At 42.5% G+C, this 19,250-nt stretch carries 17 protein-coding genes; 7 read left to right on the top strand and 10 right to left on the bottom strand.

The features are described 5' to 3' along the window. Positions 1-39 precede the first annotated feature (39 nt). Complete coding sequence (groL, locus tag M992_RS01175) at positions 40-1,683, top strand: chaperonin GroEL (protein WP_053907020.1); 1,644 nt, start codon at positions 40-42, stop codon at positions 1,681-1,683. A 537-nt stretch (positions 1,684-2,220) separates the two neighbouring features. Beyond that, on the top strand, positions 2,221-2,565 hold the full coding sequence (locus tag M992_RS01170; protein ID WP_053907019.1) for a DUF4156 domain-containing protein: 345 nt from the start codon (positions 2,221-2,223) through the stop codon (positions 2,563-2,565). A 52-nt stretch (positions 2,566-2,617) separates the two neighbouring features. Here M992_RS01170 and epmB read toward each other — a convergent pair whose 3' ends face one another. After that, positions 2,618-3,646: an EF-P beta-lysylation protein EpmB gene (gene epmB / locus M992_RS01165; protein WP_053907018.1), complete on the bottom strand. Its 1,029-nt coding sequence runs from the start codon at positions 3,644-3,646 to the stop codon at positions 2,618-2,620. Between the two features lie 42 nt (positions 3,647-3,688). Between epmB and efp the strand changes: the two genes are divergently transcribed. Continuing rightward, the gene (efp, locus tag M992_RS01160; RefSeq protein WP_047256276.1) at positions 3,689-4,255 is read left to right on the top strand and encodes an elongation factor P; all 567 of its coding nucleotides are present in this window, start codon (positions 3,689-3,691) and stop codon (positions 4,253-4,255) included. A 145-nt stretch (positions 4,256-4,400) separates the two neighbouring features. On the opposite strand, the gene M992_RS01155 is transcribed toward efp, so the two are convergent. From M992_RS01155 to frdA, 6 genes are all read right to left on the bottom strand, one after another. Beyond that, positions 4,401-4,598 (bottom strand): YbdD/YjiX family protein, encoded by a 198-nt coding sequence (locus M992_RS01155; protein ID WP_047256275.1) that lies wholly within the window; start codon positions 4,596-4,598, stop codon positions 4,401-4,403. Positions 4,599-4,798: 200 nt separating this feature from the next. Beyond that, the gene (locus M992_RS01150) at positions 4,799-5,722 is read right to left on the bottom strand and encodes an EamA family transporter (protein WP_053907017.1); all 924 of its coding nucleotides are present in this window, start codon (positions 5,720-5,722) and stop codon (positions 4,799-4,801) included. Between the two features lie 420 nt (positions 5,723-6,142). Continuing rightward, a complete protein-coding gene (frdD, locus tag M992_RS01145) occupies positions 6,143-6,496 on the bottom strand; it encodes a fumarate reductase subunit FrdD (RefSeq protein WP_053907016.1) in 354 nt (117 codons plus the stop codon). 15 nt (positions 6,497-6,511) lie between these two features. Then, positions 6,512-6,904, bottom strand: coding sequence for a fumarate reductase subunit FrdC (gene frdC / locus M992_RS01140; RefSeq protein ID WP_053907015.1), 393 nt, complete (start codon positions 6,902-6,904; stop codon positions 6,512-6,514). 14 nt (positions 6,905-6,918) lie between these two features. Beyond that, a complete protein-coding gene (locus M992_RS01135; RefSeq protein WP_047256271.1) occupies positions 6,919-7,653 on the bottom strand; it encodes a succinate dehydrogenase/fumarate reductase iron-sulfur subunit in 735 nt (244 codons plus the stop codon). After that, positions 7,646-9,442: a fumarate reductase (quinol) flavoprotein subunit gene (gene frdA / locus M992_RS01130; protein ID WP_053907014.1), complete on the bottom strand. Its 1,797-nt coding sequence runs from the start codon at positions 9,440-9,442 to the stop codon at positions 7,646-7,648. Before frdA ends, M992_RS01135 begins: the two co-directional genes overlap by 8 nt. Positions 9,443-10,147: 705 nt before the next feature. Here frdA and epmA point away from each other — a divergent pair. Next, on the top strand, positions 10,148-11,125 hold the full coding sequence (gene epmA, locus M992_RS01125) for an elongation factor P--(R)-beta-lysine ligase (protein WP_053907013.1): 978 nt from the start codon (positions 10,148-10,150) through the stop codon (positions 11,123-11,125). A gap of 103 nt (positions 11,126-11,228) precedes the next feature. Here epmA and glpQ read toward each other — a convergent pair whose 3' ends face one another. Both glpQ and glpT read right to left on the bottom strand, forming a co-directional pair. Continuing rightward, the gene (glpQ, locus tag M992_RS01120) at positions 11,229-12,296 is read right to left on the bottom strand and encodes a glycerophosphodiester phosphodiesterase (RefSeq protein ID WP_053907012.1); all 1,068 of its coding nucleotides are present in this window, start codon (positions 12,294-12,296) and stop codon (positions 11,229-11,231) included. A gap of 166 nt (positions 12,297-12,462) precedes the next feature. Further along, a complete protein-coding gene (gene glpT, locus M992_RS01115) occupies positions 12,463-13,812 on the bottom strand; it encodes a glycerol-3-phosphate transporter (RefSeq protein ID WP_053907011.1) in 1,350 nt (449 codons plus the stop codon). Between the two features lie 405 nt (positions 13,813-14,217). Between glpT and glpA the strand changes: the two genes are divergently transcribed. The 3 genes from glpA to glpC are packed head-to-tail and all read left to right on the top strand — an operon-like array spanning position 14,218 to position 18,357. Further along, on the top strand, positions 14,218-15,876 hold the full coding sequence (glpA, locus tag M992_RS01110) for an anaerobic glycerol-3-phosphate dehydrogenase subunit A (protein WP_053907010.1): 1,659 nt from the start codon (positions 14,218-14,220) through the stop codon (positions 15,874-15,876). Then, on the top strand, positions 15,866-17,167 hold the full coding sequence (gene glpB / locus M992_RS01105) for a glycerol-3-phosphate dehydrogenase subunit GlpB (protein WP_053907009.1): 1,302 nt from the start codon (positions 15,866-15,868) through the stop codon (positions 17,165-17,167). The genes glpA and glpB overlap by 11 nt, the downstream gene beginning before the upstream one ends. Beyond that, positions 17,164-18,357 carry an anaerobic glycerol-3-phosphate dehydrogenase subunit GlpC gene (gene glpC, locus M992_RS01100; protein WP_047256264.1) on the top strand — a complete coding sequence of 398 codons (1,194 nt, stop codon included), beginning with the start codon at positions 17,164-17,166 and terminating at the stop codon, positions 18,355-18,357. The genes glpB and glpC overlap by 4 nt, the downstream gene beginning before the upstream one ends. 167 nt (positions 18,358-18,524) lie before the next feature. On the opposite strand, the gene dhaL is transcribed toward glpC, so the two are convergent. Continuing rightward, on the bottom strand, positions 18,525-19,178 hold the full coding sequence (dhaL, locus tag M992_RS01095) for a dihydroxyacetone kinase subunit DhaL (protein ID WP_053907008.1): 654 nt from the start codon (positions 19,176-19,178) through the stop codon (positions 18,525-18,527). Positions 19,179-19,250 lie beyond the last annotated feature (72 nt).

Genomic DNA, 19,250 nt, shown 5'->3' with positions numbered 1-19,250 from the left:
ACTTCTAACGAACGAAAAAGAATTTAAAGGAAAGAAACAATGGCAGCTAAAGACGTAAAATTTGGTAATGACGCTCGCGTAAAAATGTTACGTGGCGTAAACGTTCTAGCGGACGCAGTAAAAGTTACTTTAGGCCCTAAAGGTCGTAACGTAGTTCTGGATAAATCTTTTGGTTCTCCAGTAATTACTAAAGATGGTGTTTCTGTAGCGCGTGAGATCGAACTGGAAGATAAGTTCGAGAACATGGGTGCTCAGATGGTAAAAGAAGTGGCATCTAAAGCGAACGATGCTGCGGGTGACGGTACTACTACTGCAACTGTTCTGGCTCAATCTATTATTACTGAAGGTCTGAAAGCGGTCGCTGCGGGTATGAACCCGATGGATCTGAAACGTGGTATTGATAAAGCGGTTATTGCTGCGGTTGAAGAACTGAAAACATTATCCGTTCCTTGCTCTGACACTAAAGCGATTGCACAGGTAGGGACTATCTCTGCAAACTCTGACGAAACTGTCGGTAAGCTGATAGCAGAAGCCATGGAAAAAGTCGGTAAAGAAGGTGTTATTACCGTTGAAGAAGGTACTGGCTTAGAAGATGAGTTAGATGTAGTTGAAGGTATGCAGTTTGATCGTGGTTACCTATCTCCATACTTCATCAATAAACCAGAAACTGGTGTGATTGAATTGGAAAATCCATTCATTCTGCTGGTAGATAAAAAAGTTTCTAACATTCGCGAGCTGCTGCCTGTATTGGAAGGCGTTGCGAAAGCAAGCAAACCATTGCTGATTATCGCTGAAGATGTCGAAGGCGAGGCGCTGGCTACGCTGGTGGTTAACACCATGCGCGGTATCGTGAAAGTTGCCGCAGTTAAAGCACCTGGTTTCGGCGACCGTCGTAAAGCCATGCTGCAAGATATCGCTATTCTGACTAACGGTACTGTTATCTCTGAAGAGATCGGTATGGAGTTAGAAAAAGCTACTCTGGAAGATTTGGGTCAGGCAAAACGTGTTGTTATCAATAAAGACACGACTACTATCATTGATGGTGTCGGTGAACAAGATGCAATTGCAGCGCGTGTAAGCCAAATTCGTCAACAAATTGAAGAGTCTACTTCAGATTATGACCGTGAAAAACTGCAAGAACGTGTGGCTAAATTAGCTGGCGGTGTGGCAGTTATTAAAGTCGGCGCAGCTACTGAAGTTGCAATGAAAGAAAAACGTGCCCGTGTTGACGATGCTCTGCATGCAACTCGTGCAGCTGTTGAAGAAGGCGTTGTTGCTGGTGGTGGTACTGCTCTGGTACGCGTTGCCGCGAAACTGACTGAGCTGAAAGGCGATAACGAAGATCAAAACGTGGGTATTCGCGTTGCACTGCGTGCGATGGAATCACCAATGCGTCAGATAGTTGATAACGCAGGTGAAGAACCATCCGTGGTTGTTAACAGCGTTAAAGCGGGTAACGGTAACTACGGTTATAACGCAGCAACGGGTGAATATGGCGATATGATTGACATGGGTATTTTGGACCCAACCAAAGTCACTCGTTCAGCTCTGCAATTTGCTGGTTCAATCGCAGGCCTGATGATCACCACTGAAGCGATGATCACTGACATGCCTAAAGAAGATAAAGCTGATTTAGGTGCCGGCGGTATGGGCGGCATGGGTGGAATGGGCGGTATGATGTAAGCCAATAGGCGACATTGATACGCCGATTAAAATATAATTAGCGTATCCGTCTAGATCTGCTATCCCCTTGATGTTTAGGAATTAACCTTCTTAGATATCAAGGGGATTTTTTTATGTACGACGAGAAGTATTTTTTGTGGGATTATCTGATTTGAGATATGTGCGATAATCAGGTTCGAGCGTTGTATAAAAATTATGATAAACTCAGCCAGCAGATGGTATTTTTTGATCTATACCCAGTATATTTTAGCTATAATATTATTTCCGCTGATTATTTGGTTTTATTGAAGCAGTTATAATCACTTAGCATATTTGAGCGCAAAAGTGTAAGCTCAACAAAAGCGTATCATTGTGCTATAAGGCGTTATTGATAGAACTATTGTTTTATAGTCACCTACGGTGACCTATTGTATAGCGCAAGCAAATTTCGCAGGCCGAGGCTGATCAAAATAATACGGGTATTGAGATGGACGTTTCACTCGGTCAGGTAAGACATGAAACTAGTTGCAAAACACTCAATGATAAACGAGGAAGAACATGCGAATTAAAGTATTGCTTGGTAGTGCTGCTTTGTTACTGTTGGCAGGCTGTACCACCACAAATAACCTGACGACGGCAGGCTCACAGGTTCGTTTTGTGGATAATCAACCTGGCAGTGATTGTCAATTATTAGGTCAGGTCACTGGTACACAAAGCAACTGGCTAAGCGGCGTTAATAATGATTCTAGCTCGATGCGCGGAGCCGCCAATAGTCTGCGTAATAACGCGGCTCAAATGGGTGGTAATGTTATTTTTGGTGCGACTAGCCCAAGTGAAACTCTACTGTCTAGCTTTGTCCCGGTGGACAGTAAAATGATTGGACAGGTTTATAAATGTCCATAAGCAGATAATTGACGCCCGATAATATGTTTATATTCTCGGGCGTTTTTTTTAATTATTGCTGCTTCAAATTCAGATTAAGTAGTGTCTTACTCGCTTCACCACCAATTTCTCTGGCTAGTTTCGGCACTAAATAGCCGGATACTTTTCCCAGTAGCTGATGCATTATTAATTGTGCTTCGCTGTCACTAACCAAAAAGTGATGTGCGCCCTGTACTTTATCCAGCACATGCAGATAGTAGGGTAAAATTCCGGCATCAAAGAGTCGATTACTTAATTCGGCTAAACATTCCGCATTATCATTAACACCGCGCAATAAAACGCTTTGATTGAGTAATGTCACTTTTGCCTGTTTTAATTGGCTCATAGCATGACAAAAATCATCATCGATTTCGTTGGCGTGGTTGATATGGGTGACTAAAATTGTTTGTAACGACGATTGTGCTAAGCGTTGGCAGAGTGCTTGAGTGATTCGTTTCGGGATAACTACAGGCAAGCGAGAGTGAATACGTAAGCGTTGAATATGTGGGATCGCTTCAAGCTGAGTGATCAACCAATCCAGCTCATGATCTTTCGCCATTAGCGGATCACCACCAGAAAAAATGATTTCATTGAGTTCAGTGTGGTTTTTTATATAATCCAGCGCGATCAACCAATTATTTTTATTCCCTTTGTTGTCATCATAAGGGAAATGCCGGCGGAAGCAGTAGCGACAGTTCACCGCACAACCACCTTTCACCAGCATCAGTGCGCGATTGTAATATTTATGCAGTAAACCGGGAATTTGGTTATCTTGTTCTTCCAAGGGATCAACGGAAAAACCGGGATAGAGTTCAAATTCCTCTTTCGCTGTGAGTACTTGCAAGAGTAATGGGTCTTTGGGATCAGCATATTTCATTCGAGAAATAAATGGTCGGGGAACACGCAATGGAAATAACTTGCGTGCGCCATGGCCATCTAAGAGTGCTTGATGGTTTTCAAGTCCCAGCAATTGCAGTAATTCGTCAGGATTAGTGACCGCTTCGGAAAGTTGTTGTAGCCAGACTTCTCTGGCAGGGGTATTTGGGGTTATAATATCGACCATTTTTGGCTATGCCATTATTAGTGTAAAATTTAGAGGATCTCCATGGCTACTTATAGTACCAATGAATTCCGCTCAGGTCTTAAAATCATGTTAGATGGTGAGCCTTGTGCAATTCTTGAAAGTGAATTCGTTAAACCTGGTAAAGGTCAGGCGTTTGCTCGTGTTCGTCTCCGTAAATTGATTTCTAACAAACTGTTAGAAAAAACCTTCAAATCAACAGATTCTGTTGAAGGTGCTGATGTTATGGATATGAACTTGACTTACCTGTACAACGACGGTGAGTTTTGGCATTTCATGAATAACGAAACTTTCGAACAGTTAGCGGCAGATGCTAAAGCAGTTGGTGATAGCGAGAAATGGCTGATCGATCAAGCTGAATGTGTACTGACTTTATGGGATGGCCGTCCTATTGCTGTGACTCCACCTAACTTTGTAGAGCTGGAGATTGTTGAGACTGATCCAGGTCTGAAAGGTGATACTGCCGGAACTGGCGGTAAACCCGCGACCTTAAGCACAGGAGCAGTAGTTAAAGTTCCTCTGTTCGTACAGATCGGTGAAGTCATTAAAGTGGATACGCGTTCAGGCGAATATGTTTCTCGCGTAAAATAATTATTGCTGATTTCGCTGTATTGAAAAAGCCGCTGTCATTATATAAATGTTAGCGGCTTTCTTATTATTATCATGGGTTATTTTTATCGATTATTTCTTTTTATCATTATTTCAGCTGTTATGGCGCGAAGAGACTAGCGGTTAACTAGCAACATTTCGGCCCGCCGCTATTGCCATAGCGAGCTTCTTGTCGTTCTTTGAAAAATTCTTCGTAGGTCATCGGTGTTTGTTCCGGATGAGTGACCTTCATATGTGCGACATAGTTATCATAATCTGGCATACCAATCATCATTTTTGCTGCTTGACCAAGATATCTAGCCGCATTTCCTAGAGAACCAAACATAAAAAACTCCTGCAAATAAGCTCAGCGATAAAATTATCGAAGGCGGTAATTCATTAATGATAGGCAGTGATTATATCCATATCTGACACCTTTTTAGTGGTGGGTATATGCCGTGAGCCATCTATCAAAAGTGGATTTGATTCTAGCGCGTATTACGGATTAATTATAGCCGCAGATCTGTAGATTAATCAGATAAATGACTATTTTTTGTTTTGCTTCCATTCTCGCCATGCTTGGCGCAGTCGCGGGGCAAATAATGTGACAATGAGCCCCAGCATAATACAGCCTAGCCCCGTGAACTGGATTAAATTAATCGTCTCGTTAAGCAATATCGCGCTGCTGCTTAGTCCAAATAATGGTACTAACAAGGCGAAGGGGGCGACTTTCCAAGTTTCATAGCGGCCAAGTAAGGTCCCCCATAAACCATAACCAACAAATGTTGCCAAATAGGCAAGATAAATAATAGCGCCAAAAGTTTGTCCATCTAAGGAAATCAACCCTTGTTTTATGGCTTCTGGACCTTCAAAAAGCCATGAACTTAGCATAAAGGGAATAATCGGGATCAGCGCACCCCAACTAATTAGTGACATCATACTGCACGGTTCTTTATCGCTTTTTTGCATAATGGCACGGTTAACAATGTTTCCACAGGCCCAAGAAAGCCCAGCAACAAGGGTAAATATCATTCCGAGTAACGGGATATCGTGTGGGCTGCCGGAGGTCGCACCTTTGGCTAATATCACTAAACCAATAATGGCAATTAACATGCCAATAAAATGATTTTTTTGCAAAGGCTCGTGTAAAATTAATGTGCCTAAAAGTAGAGTGAAAAAGGCTTGTGATTGCAGTACTACGGAAGCAATACCCGCGGGCATTCCCACATTTATGGCACAAAATAGAAAGGCAAATTGGGCGAAGCTGATGGTTAAGCCGTAAATTAATAGCCCTTTAAATGCAATATTAGGCCGTTTGAAAATAAAGATAGCGGGGAATGCGACTAACAAAAAACGCAATGCGCCAAGTAATAATGGGGGCAGAGAATGCACACCGACTTTGATTACCACAAAGTTAACGCCCCAAATAATGACCACACAGAGTGCAAGTAATGTATCTCGAAGGCTCATAATAGATTTCTCTGTTACATGAAAAAGCTTTTTTGAGTTTCGACTCTACTGCTAAATCAAGGCGTGTGCGATATAAAACCGCAGTTAGTTTAAAAAAGGAGAGTAACTCTATTCATAACCTATCCATTTACTGCTAAATCACCAACTCAATAGAACATAAAAGCACCGAATAAAGCATATGGAAATGCAGTAATTTAGTGTGAGAATTTTAGCCTGATCGTTGTAGCGCATAGCCTAGTGGTGAGGCATGAATATAGGCATGGGCATAGGACAAGAGTATGAATTAAGGCTATGGATTAATAGGTATGGGGCGCGGCAGAATAATGATTGGCTACAAATAAAAAACCGGAGGGCAGAATTCACTGCGCCCCGGTTTTATATCATAATTCTATAATTACAATTTAATGCAATACAATGCGATTACAGAGTGAAGACACCAATCACCGCTATCACACTCAGAATGGCAGAAGCCCCGTAAAATACCCACTTAGAGGCAGGAACATGCACTTTAAAATCATGCAGTGTATGGTGAATACGGTGCATACCACACCAGATTGGCAGTACAACCATCAGTAAGAGGAAAACACGGCCAATAAAGCTTTGGCTAAAGCCAAGAATACGCTCATAGCTTAGGGCTTCTGGCGCCACTCCTAATGGAATTAAAAATGCCAGAATAACAATGATTGCAGGTGCAATAATGGCACTCCACATTCCACCAGCACCAAATAATCCCCAGAAAATCGGCTCATCGGAACGTTTAGGCGTTAGATTCATCAGATCCTCCTCGGATTATAATAATGCAATAGCTAAAATGATGATGTTAACCAGTATCGTCAGCGCCCAAAATCCTTTGACAATCGGCTCTTCTGACATCTTTTTATCTTTAACCACAATACACACGGCTTTAGGGGCTAGTTTGAACCAAGTCGAGGTATGTAGCAAAGTGGCTGCCAGAGCAACAATATTAATAATCAGTACGATAGGGTTATGCAGAAAACCGACGAAGCTATCCCAGCTTTGTGGGCCATCTTTAAGAGCAAAAATACCGAATAACACTAAGATACTGAACCAAACTTGCAGCACAGAGGTACTTTCACGCATGATATAGAAGCGGTAAAAGCCCAGTTTCTGCCACCAATCGGATTTCATTTCTCTGACATAGGGCTTACGTTTAGTCGTCATTACTTTTCCCCTCCTTATCGTGGCTTCAGCATGGCAATCACAAAGTCTTCCGCACTGGCGGCTTTACCTTGCTGAATAGCGGCTGCAGGGTCGACATGTTTCGGACAGACTTCAGAACAGTAGCCAACGAAAGTACAAGACCAGACACCGTTATCGCCATTTAATAATGGCATACGTTCTTTTTTACCGTGGTCACGGTTATCTAGATTGTAACGCTCAGCTAAGGTAATTGCTGCCGGGCCAATAAATTCTTTGTTGAGACCAAATTGTGGACATGCTGCGTAGCATAAGCCACAGTTGATACAACCAGAGAATTGATGGTATTTCGCCATTTGAGCCGGAGTCTGCTTATTTGGGCCTTCTGACACTTTACGGTCGTTACCGATGATGTAAGGCTTAATCGCTTCCAAGCTTTCGATGAAATGTGTCATATCGACCACTAAGTCACGTTCAACGGGGAAATTGCCGAGGGCTTCAACGCGCATTCCATTGGGGTAATCACGCAGGAATGTTTTACATGCCAATTTAGGTACGCGGTCAACCATCATGCCGCAAGAACCGCAAATCGCCATACGGCAAGACCAACGATATGAAAGATCGGGCGCTAAGTTATCTTTAACGTAGCCTAAAGCATCAAGCAGAGATGTCTGCGGATCGTAAGGGACGTCATAAGTCACAAAATGGGGCTCACTATCCGTTTCAGGATTATAGCGCATGATCTCCATTTTTAAGTGTTTCATTTCATCCATTAGCCTGCTCCTTATTCGCTTTATCTTGAGCTGCTGCTTCACCACCATAAACACGTTTAGCCGGTACAGATTTAGTAATTTTCACATCACCATACTCAATTCGAGGTGCACCTTCTGGGTTATGGAACGCCAGAGTATGTTTGAGGAAGTTAATATCATCGCGCTCAGTACAACCTTCATCAAGACGTTGATGAGCACCCCGAGATTCTTTACGGTTGAACGCAGAGTGCGCCATACATTCAGCGACATCTAAACCGAAACCTAATTCAATGGTATACAGCAGGTCCGTATTAAATACGCTACTATGATCGCTGATTTCAACGTGTTTAAAGCGTTCTTTTAACTCAGCAATTTTATCAATGGTTTTTTGCATCAGTTCAGGCGTACGATAAATACCACAGCCTTCTTCCATTGTCATACCCAGTTCATCGCGGATTTTCGACCAGCTTTCTGTTCCTTTTTGGTTCTTCAGCTGTTCTAATTTTTCTTCGATTTCACGGGTTCGCGCTTCGATAGCATTAGCATTGGCTGGCGTAGCTTCTGCGACATGTTTTGCAGCTTGCTCACCGGCTAAACGACCAAATACGACTAGCTCAGCTAACGAGTTAGAACCTAAACGGTTAGCACCATGTAAGCCAACAGATGAACATTCGCCCACCGCAAATAAACCTTTAATTCGCGTTTCACAGTGATTATCGGTTTCGATACCGCCCATGGTGTAGTGCGCTGTTGGGCGAACTGGAATTGGGTCAGTCACAGGATCGACACCGACATAGGCTTTAGCCAGTTCACAAATGAACGGTAGACGCTCATGCAGTTTTTCGGCACCGAGATGGCGTAAATCCAGATAAACTACATCGCCACGCGGGGTACTGATTGTCCGGCCTGCACGCCACTCATGCCAGAAAGCTTGAGAAACTTTATCGCGCGGGCCTAATTCCATATATTTATTTTCTGGTTTGCCCAATGGGGTTTCTGGGCCCATACCGTAATCTTGCAGATAACGATAGCCATCTTTATTAACCAGAATACCGCCTTCACCACGACAACCTTCAGTCATCAAGATACCAGAACCCGGTAAACCGGTTGGATGGTATTGAACAAATTCCATATCACGCAGTGGTACGCCATGGCGGAAGGCCATACCCATACCATCACCAGTCACAATACCGCCGTTAGTGTTATAACGATAAACACGGCCAGCACCACCGGTTGCCATAATCACAGCATTCGCCCGGATTTGAACTTTGGTGCCTTCCATCATGTTTAACGCAACTAAACCACGAACTTGACCTTCATCAACGATGATATCGAGCACGAAATGCTCATCAAAACGTTGAATTTGAGGATATTTTAGTGAGGTTTGATACAGTGTATGCAGCATGTGGAAGCCAGTTTTATCAGCAGCAAACCATGTACGTTCAATTTTCATTCCACCAAAACGGCGAACGTTAACTGAACCATCTGGTTTACGGCTCCATGGGCATCCCCATTGTTCTAACTGCGTCATTTCTTGAGGGCAGTGCTCGACAAAATATTCGACAACATCTTGTTCACACAGCCAGTCACCACCAGAAACGGTGTCATTGAAATGATAGTCATAGGAGTCATGAGCCTGAGTTACTGCGGCTGATCCCCCCTCTGCGGCCACGGTATGGCTACGCATAGGGTAAACTTTTGAGATCAGAGCAATCTTCATATTGGGATTTGCTTCCGCGGCAGCAATCGCTGCCCGTAAACCAGCGCCCCCGGCCCCGATAATAGCTAGATCGGCATTAAAGGTTTGCACTGCGCTTCTCCATTGTTCAAGTGTAAATTAATAAATTCTGTTAATTACTTTCTGTGGTTAGCTATCAAAACTCTGAATGCTTAAATCCATTCATATATAAGTGTCATTTTTATAAGTATTAATAATATGATAGCTAACTTCCATGAATCATTGTATGAATTATAGCGAAATGTCTGACAGATAAATTTGATATAGAGAGGGGTTTTTGCCGATTTTGCTGAGAAAGTGTGATCTAATGCAGGTTTTCATAAATTGTTTTTAACGGTTTTCATTTTTAGTTTGATCTAAAATATAAAAGAAATATCAATAAATTATACTAATTTTTCACCATAATATCGCAAATGACCAATAAAAACTCAGGCTTATGTTTTAGTTAGGGAAAAAACCGTGCTATTTATCGATATTAGCTAATCTGGTTAATTTGTATTTTATATATATAAATAATGACTATTATTATTTTTAATTTATCGATTCTGAGCGAAGTTAACTAAGTAGTAAATTGAATAATATTACCGAATCAAAACTTGATAACATAAATTTCACACCGTATAAGAAAATATAATCATTCCCACTCTCATGTGGAAGGTTTATATTCTAGTTAGTTATTCTCGAAGGCGATTAATCGTGCTTTCAGCTGCGAATACGTTGTGTGTTTGCGGTGAGATGAGTAAACTGCACGCTTTGTTTTATTTTGGAGTCATTCGAATGAATGAAATAGCGAACTGGCAGCCTAGCGCACCCATCGCTAATCTGTTGCAGCGGGCGAAGATTATTGCTGAAATTAGACGTTTCTTTTCAGAGCGGTGTGTACTGGAAGTCGATACACCAGCGATGAGTCAGGCAACGGTGACGGATATTCATCTGGTGCCTTTTGAAACGCAATTTGTAGGGCCCGGAGCTGCCGACGGTATCAAACTCTATCTGATGACCAGCCCTGAATATCACATGAAGCGCTTACTTGCTGCGGGGAGTGGGCCGATTTATCAAATGAGTCGCAGTTTCAGAAATGAAGAATCTGGACGTTATCATAATCCAGAGTTTACAATGCTAGAATGGTATCGACCACATTATGATATGTACCGCTTGATTAATGAAGTTGATGATTTATTACAACAAGTTCTGGATTGTGAAAGTGCGGAGTTGCTTTCATATCAGCAAGCATTTTTGCGGTATTTAAATATTGATCCATTGTCGGCGGAAAAAAGCGAATTACGCAGTGTTGCTGCACGTTTAGATCTAAGTAATGTGGCTGATAACGAAGAAGATCGCGACATCTTATTACAGTTATTGTTCACGGAGGGAGTTGAGCCACATATCGGGAAAGAAAAACCGGCGGTGGTTTATCATTTTCCTGCCTCACAAGCATCATTAGCTGAAATTAGTGCTGAAGATCACCGAGTGGCTGAACGCTTTGAAGTTTACTTCAAAGGGATTGAGCTGGCGAATGGCTTCCGTGAATTGACTGATGCTACAGAACAGCGTCAGCGATTTGAGCAGGATAATCGTCGCCGACAGGCATTAGGATTATCTATTCAGCCGATTGACGAGCACTTATTATCGGCATTAGAGCATGGATTACCTGAATGTTCTGGCGTGGCTTTAGGGGTTGACCGCATAATTATGTTGGCACTTAATGCGCAAAAAATTCAAGATGTGATGGCTTTCCCTGTGACTATCGCATAATCACTGCTATCCGATAAATTACAGCTTCCAGCAATGTTATTTAATTGTGGAAGCTGTTTTTTTATCTAATATTTAGCGGTTGATGTTCTTGGCAATGTGAGATTTATTTTTGCTGTTTTAAGAACTCGACGCCTAAATCTGGGAAATCAGTAAATGCACCATCAACATTGGCAGTATTATAAATGATTTCATACAGTTGATTGCCATCTTTAGCGTATTTAGGCAATTTATCTACACGAATAGTATAAGGATGAACTGCCATTTTATTCGCGTGCGCATCCTGTACCATACCGGTTAACTGGATATTATTAGGGGTTGAATTTTCATTAAATAGCATATGATAATCTGGGCCAATACCATCGGCATATTTAGCTACTTCTTTCATAGAATCTGGCTCAAACATCCAATCATAGCTGTAATTTACCCAACTACCGTCCGGTTTCTGTTCTTGAGTTTCATTCCAGTCAGTATAAGCAATCAATTGAATTAATTTCAGATCCATGCCTAATTTGGGTAGTAGAGTATTTTTAATCCGTTTTAATTCATTGGCATCGAAACATTGCAAATACACATTGGCATCTTTGGTGGTATATCCGTAGTCTTTTAATACTTCAAGTGTACGGGTTGAAATATCTTTGTCTTCTTGCTGGTGGAACCACGGCGATTTAATTTCAGGATAAATACCGATGTTTTTGCCTGTCGATTTATTCAGACCTTGGATAAACTCAATTTCTTCTTGGAAGGTATGCACGCGAAAATCAGACGTACCCATCGGGAAGCGGTTTGGATAGCTTTGGACTTTTTTACCGTCAACAATATCAAAACCTTCGGTAAATTTAAGTGATTTAATTTCATCTAACGTGAAATCAATCGCATAATAACGACCATCTGCACGAGCGCGATCGGGAAAACGGTCAGCGACATCTGTTACGCGATCGAGATAATGATCATGCAAAACAACCAGCTGATTATCTTTGGTCATCACTAAATCTTGTTCTAAAAAATCAGCACCTTGAGCATAAGCCATAGCTTTTGCAGGTAACGTATGTTCCGGCAAATAACCACTTGCTCCCCGATGCGCGATAACTACTTTAGGATTTGTTTGTGCAATTGCTGATACAGACATAACTAACATCATACTTGCCATTAAGGTTTTTAAAGTGAATGTCATCAGTATATTCCTTTGCCAATATTTATACCCGTTATACTTCAAGTCACTGTATTATTGGTTTGAGTCACTCAAGATATAAAAGGGTAGATAAAAAAAGGGCTACAGTATTTAAATACGTAGCCCAGAAGATTAATCATTAATTATGACTGATGAATGACAATCGTCATTATTGTTGATTAGCTAATTCGCGTTTGTGTTTAATTTCGCTCAACATAACGATAAATAGTAACACTACAGCCAGGGCACTACCGCCTATCATGACGGCGAAACCACCATCCCAACCGAAGTAGTCAACGGTGTAACCGACAATCGCACTGGCGGCTACTGAGCCACCGAGATAACCGAACAGTCCGGTAAATCCAGCTGCGGTACCGGCTGCTTTTTTCGGTGCGAGTTCAAGAGCATGCAGGCCGATAAGCATTACTGGGCCGTAAATTAAGAAACCGATAATTAACATACAAGCCATATCGATACTTGGGTTACCTGGAGGGTTCATCCAGAATACAACAGTGGCGATGGTGACTAAAATCATGAAGAATACGCCGGTTGCACCACGGTTACCACGGAACACTTTATCCGACATCCAACCACACAATAAGGTGCCAGGAATACCTGCATATTCGTACATGAAATACGCCCATGAAGATTTATCCATGGTGAAATGTTTTACTTCACGCAGATAGGTCGGAGACCAGTCAAGAACACCGTAACGCAGCAAGTAAACGAATACGTTAGCAATCGCAATCATCCATAACAGTTTGTTAGGGAAGACGTATTTCATGAAGATTTCTTTTGCTGTTAGTTCTTCTTCATCACTTTCTTTATAGTCAGGTGGGTAGTCATTTTTATACTCTTCAATCGGAGGTAGCCCACAAGATTGAGGGGTATCTCTCATTAGAGCGAAAGCAATGATAGCGACTAAGATGGCACCGAAAGCTGGCATATACAGCGCCGCTTTCCAGTCATTAAACCATGCCATGCCGAGCATGAATAACAGAGGCGGAATACCACCACCAACGTTATGTGCACAGTTCCAAATGGAAACAATCCCGCCACGTTCTTTCTGGGACCACCAGTGAACCATAGTTCGTCCACAAGGCGGCCAACCCATACCTTGGAACCAACCACAGAAGAATAGCAGAACGAACATTACCATAATGCTCGATGTCGCCCAAGGAACGAAGCCCATGATCAACATGACAAATGCGGCTAATATTAAACCCGCAGGTAGAAAGTAGCGTGGGTTAGAACGGTCAGAAACTGAGCCCATTATGAATTTGGAAAATCCATAAGCGATAGAAATCCCTGAAAGAGCAAAACCGAGATCACCTTTAGAGAAACCTTGCTCTACAAGGTACGGCATGGCTAATGCAAAGTTTTTTCTGACCAAGTAATAAGCTGCATACCCGAAGAAAATTCCCAAGAAAATCTGCCAACGTAATTTACGATAGACGGGGTCTATCTTATCAGCAGACAGCCTCGGTTTATGAGCTGCCGGTTTAAACATACTTAACATATAAGCCTCCGATGGCATATAGATATTTTTTATTTATCATTATAAAAGCAACGAAAACGAAAATAATTTGAGAGTTTATGTGCGTATTGTTTTCTCTTGCCGTGCTAAATAGTAGCCACAATTAAACAATTTATCTGTAATGCACTGCACAAATATAGGTTTTCTATATAAGCTGGATAAGGTAATAGCTTTTATGAATATATTGAAATTGTTTTGTTAACAAACGTGTGACATTCATCACACATTGGTGTTTTTCACACAAGAGATGATCGAATTCCTGTTCGTTTTTGTTCCTTATCAAACATTGCGCCCATTTTTTGTCTATAGTTAGTACTAAGCTAATAATTATAAAAAATTAGATTATCTTATTAATTAGATTCTCTTACTAATGTGAGGAAATTCGGCATGAATGATCCATCTGTTATAGAAACGGACGTCATTATTATCGGTGGCGGTGCTACCGGTGCAGGTATTGCGCGAGACTGTGCTCGCCGAGGACTCCGTTGTGTGCTACTTGAACGGCATGATATTGCGACCGGCGCGACGGGTCGTAATCATGGTCTATTACATAGTGGCGCACGTTATGCTGTGACAGATAGCGAGTCTGCCCGCGAATGTATTGAAGAAAACAAAATACTAAAACGCATCGCCCATCATTGTGTTGAACGTACTGACGGCTTATTTATTACCCTGCCCGAAGACTCATTGGAATATCAGCAACAGTTTATTATCGCTTGCCGTGCAGCGGGGATTGATGCGGACGCCATTGATCCAAGTGAAGCTATTCGTTTGGAGCCTTCGGTTAATCCGTTATTAATAGGCGCGGTAAAAGTGCCAGATGGTACTGTCGATCCTTTTCGTTTAACTGCGGCTAATATGTTGGATGCTAGAGAGCATGGCGCCAAGGTGCTGACTTACCATGAAGTCGTGGGATTATTGCGTGATGGTGACAGAGTGAAAGGCGTCACCGTTTATGACCATAAAAATTCGCGTACTTATAATATACATGCTGAGATTGTAGTAAATGCCGGTGGTATTTGGGGACAGCGGATCGCTGAATATGCGGATTTAAAAATCAAAATGTTCCCGGCCAAAGGGGCATTATTAATTTTAGGTCATCGGCTAAATAATATGGTGATCAACCGTTGTCGTAAGCCGGCGGATGCCGATATTTTAGTGCCTGGCGACACGATTTCATTGATTGGTACTACTTCGACACATATCGATTACGATCAAATCGATAATATGCATGTGACTCCAGAAGAAGTGGATATTTTGATCCGCGAAGGTTCGATGTTATCTCCGGCACTCGCCACCACGCGAATTTTACGTGCTTATGCAGGGGTTCGGCCTTTAGTGGCCAGTGACGATGATCCTTCTGGGCGTAATGTAAGCCGGGGGATTGTGCTGTTAGACCATGCTAAACGTGATGGACTGGAAGGCTTTATAACAATTACCGGCGGTAAATTAATGACTTATCGCCTGATGGCTGAATGGGCGACTGATAAAGTGTGCGAAAAACTCGGACACAGCGCCAAATGTACGACTGCAGAAGCTCCGTTACCGGGATCACAGCACAGCGCCGAACAATCACTGCGTAATGCGATTTCGATACCTGCTCCAATCCGCGGATCGGCGGTTTATCGCCATGGCGATCGTGCTTCCTCGATTTTAACCACTGACCGACTGGATAAAAGTTTGGTGTGCGAGTGTGAGGCAGTAACTGCCGGAGAAGTGCGTTATGCGGTTGATTCTTTAGCGGTTAATAACTTACTCGATTTACGTCGTCGGACACGGGTCGGCATGGGAACGTGCCAAGGTGAATTATGTGCTTGCCGTGCTGCAGGCTTACTTAATCGCTTTAATGTCACGACTCCATATGAAACCGAACAGCAATTGGGGCATTTTTTAAATGAACGTTGGAAGGGCGTTCGCCCGATAGCGTGGGGAAATGCTCTGCGTGAAAGTGAATTTACCAGCTGGGTGTATCATGGTTTATGTGGGATGAATCAACAAACTTTGCAGCAACAATCCGCCAATAAGGAGTCCGATAATGAAATTTGATGCAGTCATTATAGGCGGAGGTCTAGCCGGTTTAAGCTGCGGTATCCGTCTCACTAACGCAGGACTTTCTTGTGCGATTGTGAGTGCCGGACAAAATGCGCTGCATTTTTCTTCTGGCTCGTTAGATTTATTAACTCAATTGCCTGATGGCCGCGGCGTTGAACATCCATTAGATGCGCTGGCAGAGTTAGCGATTCAATCACCCCAACATCCTTATAGTCGTATCGGTAAAGAAAAGGTGAGTGAGCTGGCATTACTGGCAGAGCAACAATTGCAGGCCGCAGGGGTTGAACTTTTTGGTTCAGCGCAACAGAATCACTATCGAATTACACCGCTAGGACATAAACGCCTAACATGGTTGAGCCCAACACGGGTGCCCGTGGTTAAGTTCGAACAGCCCCTACCGACGGGTAAAATCGCGGTGATCGGCATTGAAGGTTTCTTAGATTTTCAGCCACAAATGGTCGCCGATGTATTGAAAGAACAGGGTGCTGAGGTTGTTTCTCACTATGTTCACTTACCGTTATTAGACCGCTTACGTGAAAATGCCAGTGAATTTCGCGCTATCAATATTGCTCGTTGGTTAGATAGATCTGAAAATATGGCTGAGATAGTCAGTGAACTTTCTCCATTAGTTCAACAGGTTGATAAAATTTTCTTACCTGCTTGCCTCGGTTTAGAGAGCGATCAGGTGATTAGCGATTTAGAAAGCCAATTAGGTAAAACGATTTATCTGCTACCTACCTTACCACCATCATTGTTGGGTATTCGTTTACATGATCATTTACTCAAACAATATCGCCGTCAGGGTGGGATTATCATGCCAGGTGATAAAGTCACCAAAGTTAACTTTGACGGGCAAAAAATCAGTCAACTACATACCCGTAATCATGGCGATATCCCATTAAAAGCGAGCCAATTTGTATTAGCTACTGGCAGTTTTTTTAATAATGGATTAGTGGCAACATTTGATCGTGTTTATGAGCCTTTGATGGAGTTAGATCTCGGTAATATCCCGCCGCGTTCTCAGTGGACTGACGAGCAATTTTTTGCCTCTCAGCCATATATGCGTTTTGGCGTTGAAACTGATACACAATTACGCGCTAAAAAATATGGCGATGTGATAGACAATCTTTATGTGGCGGGCGCGGTATTAGGCGGTTTTGATCCACTGACAGAAGGATGCGGCGCCGGTGTTTCATTAATTAGTGGTTTATATGCTGCGGAGCAAATAATTTCGGCAATAAATAATGCTAACGCAGCCACAGAACACACAGAGGTAGCACAATGAGTATTCACGATCCTAGCTTTGAAAGCTGCATTAAGTGTACGGTTTGTACCACTTATTGCCCAGTAGCAAAAGTGAATCCACTCTATCCAGGCCCGAAACAAGCCGGCCCAGATGGCGAGCGTCTACGTCTTAAAGATCCGATGCTCTATGATGAAGCGCTAAAATATTGCACTAACTGCAAACGTTGTGAAGTAGCGTGCCCATCCGACGTAAAAATCGGCGATATTATTGCTCGCGCACGCAATACCTACAGTACGCAAAAACCAAAATTACGCGATGCTATTTTAAGTCATACCGATCTGATGGGATCACTATCGACACCATTTGCTCCTGTGGTGAATACCATCACAGGGATGAAACCGGTTCGTCAGATCCTAGATAAAGCATTAAAAATTGATCATCGTCGTGAATTGCCTAAATATTCATTCGGTACCTTCCGTCGTTGGTATGCGAAACAAGCAGCAGAGCAGAAAAAATTCACCGAGCAAGTGGCGTATTTTCATGGTTGTTTTGTTAACTATAATCATCCTCAATTAGGCAAAGATTTAATTAAAGTTTTCAATGGAATGAATATTGGTGTTCAACTGCTGAAAAGAGAAAAATGCTGTGGCGTGGCATTGATTGCCAATGGTTTTATGAAACAAGCTAAACGCCAAGCCAACGTTAATCTTGAATCATTACAAAAAAGTATTCTTGAAAATCATGTACCTGTGGTAGCAACGTCATCAACCTGTACCTTTACGCTGCGTGATGAATATACTCACGTTTTAGATGTTGATACTTCAGCTATCCGTGATGAGATAGAACTGGCAACGCGTTATATTTATCGATTATTGGAGCAAGGGCGTGAGCTTAAACTCAAACATACGCCGATGAAAGTGGCTTACCACACGCCATGTCATATGGAAAAAATGGGCTGGACATCCTACACCTTAGAGTTGATTAAACGCATTCCCGGTGTTGAATTGATCGTTCTGGATTCTCAATGCTGTGGGATTGCAGGAACTTATGGCTTTAAAAAAGAAAACTATGAGGTTTCTCAAGGCATTGGCGCAGGTTTATTCCGTCAAATTGAAGAGAGCGGCGCTGATGTGGTGATCACCGATTGCGAAACGTGTAAATGGCAAATTGAGATGTCGACCAGTAAAAAATGTGAACACCCTATTACGTTATTAGCTAAAGCACTATAGGAGTGAACAGCCCTATAAAGTTAGATTGTTCTTAGGGCCGATTTTTACGCCGCATCTGATAAATTAAGGGAAATAAAGTTAAAGGGAAATAAAGTTATCCTTATTTCCCTTTTTATTCTGACGATAGCCTATATTTAGGCTGCTAATAATTAACACCGCTACTTAATTCAATTAACCGACGAAGCCGATGATGCAGAGACAATTTGCTGTAGCGTATCCATCATTAGTAACACCGAGGTGGCGCCCGGATCTTGATGGCCAATACTGCGTTCGCCCAAATAGCTGGCTCGGCCTTTGCGGGCTTGCATCGGAACCGTGGCTTCAAGCGCGAGCCGTGCGGCAATGATTGCTTCTTTAAGGGCTTGATCTAGTGGCAAATTTTGTGTGGCGGAGATACTCAATGACTCGCTAACAGGCCACCAAACATCGCACATGGTTTTATCGCCGGGTTCTGCTTTACCTCGCATCGCTACCCCTTCAGTACCTGCAGTGATTATTTCTGCCAAATCAGCCAGTGTGAGATACGGTTTATCTGCGGCAGCTTGGGCGGCTTTGATAAAAAAAGTCCCAAACAGCGGTCCACTTGCTCCACCTACACTTGAGAGCAAGGTCATTCCGGTAGTTTTTAGAATGATAGCAATATTTTTATCGGCAACCGACGGCAGCTTTTCAGCTACTTTTTGAAAACCTCGATGCATATTTAGCCCATGGTCACCGTCACCAATGGCGCGGTCTAACTCGGTCAAATTATCTTGCTCACGGGCAAATATCTCAGCGCATTTGGTCAACCATTGAACTGTCTGTTGAGAGCTTAAATTCATAGAAGATACCTATTTTTATGGGCATGTTAGTTTCTGGACCCGTTAGAATTTGAGAGCTAACGAAGAGTTTAG

The organism is Moellerella wisconsensis ATCC 35017 (assembly GCF_001294465.1).
In the GTDB taxonomy this organism is placed as follows: domain Bacteria; phylum Pseudomonadota; class Gammaproteobacteria; order Enterobacterales; family Enterobacteriaceae; genus Moellerella; species Moellerella wisconsensis.
The sequence above is the reverse complement of the archived record's forward strand: the minus strand, read 5'-3'. Positions and strand labels throughout refer to the sequence as shown.

Coding starts and splice junctions, on each gene's coding strand:
- groL (WP_053907020.1), top strand. CDS start 40: ATGGCAGCTAAAGACGTAAAATTTGGTAATGACGCTCGCGTAAAAATG.
- M992_RS01170 (WP_053907019.1), top strand. CDS start 2,221: ATGCGAATTAAAGTATTGCTTGGTAGTGCTGCTTTGTTACTGTTGGCA.
- epmB (WP_053907018.1), bottom strand. CDS start 3,646: ATGGTCGATATTATAACCCCAAATACCCCTGCCAGAGAAGTCTGGCTA.
- efp (WP_047256276.1), top strand. CDS start 3,689: ATGGCTACTTATAGTACCAATGAATTCCGCTCAGGTCTTAAAATCATG.
- M992_RS01155 (WP_047256275.1), bottom strand. CDS start 4,598: ATGTTTGGTTCTCTAGGAAATGCGGCTAGATATCTTGGTCAAGCAGCA.
- M992_RS01150 (WP_053907017.1), bottom strand. CDS start 5,722: ATGAGCCTTCGAGATACATTACTTGCACTCTGTGTGGTCATTATTTGG.
- frdD (WP_053907016.1), bottom strand. CDS start 6,496: ATGAATCTAACGCCTAAACGTTCCGATGAGCCGATTTTCTGGGGATTA.
- frdC (WP_053907015.1), bottom strand. CDS start 6,904: ATGACGACTAAACGTAAGCCCTATGTCAGAGAAATGAAATCCGATTGG.
- M992_RS01135 (WP_047256271.1), bottom strand. CDS start 7,653: ATGGATGAAATGAAACACTTAAAAATGGAGATCATGCGCTATAATCCT.
- epmA (WP_053907013.1), top strand. CDS start 10,148: ATGAATGAAATAGCGAACTGGCAGCCTAGCGCACCCATCGCTAATCTG.
- glpQ (WP_053907012.1), bottom strand. CDS start 12,296: ATGACATTCACTTTAAAAACCTTAATGGCAAGTATGATGTTAGTTATG.
- glpT (WP_053907011.1), bottom strand. CDS start 13,812: ATGTTAAGTATGTTTAAACCGGCAGCTCATAAACCGAGGCTGTCTGCT.
- glpA (WP_053907010.1), top strand. CDS start 14,218: ATGAATGATCCATCTGTTATAGAAACGGACGTCATTATTATCGGTGGC.
- glpB (WP_053907009.1), top strand. CDS start 15,866: ATGAAATTTGATGCAGTCATTATAGGCGGAGGTCTAGCCGGTTTAAGC.
- glpC (WP_047256264.1), top strand. CDS start 17,164: ATGAGTATTCACGATCCTAGCTTTGAAAGCTGCATTAAGTGTACGGTT.
- dhaL (WP_053907008.1), bottom strand. CDS start 19,178: ATGAATTTAAGCTCTCAACAGACAGTTCAATGGTTGACCAAATGCGCT.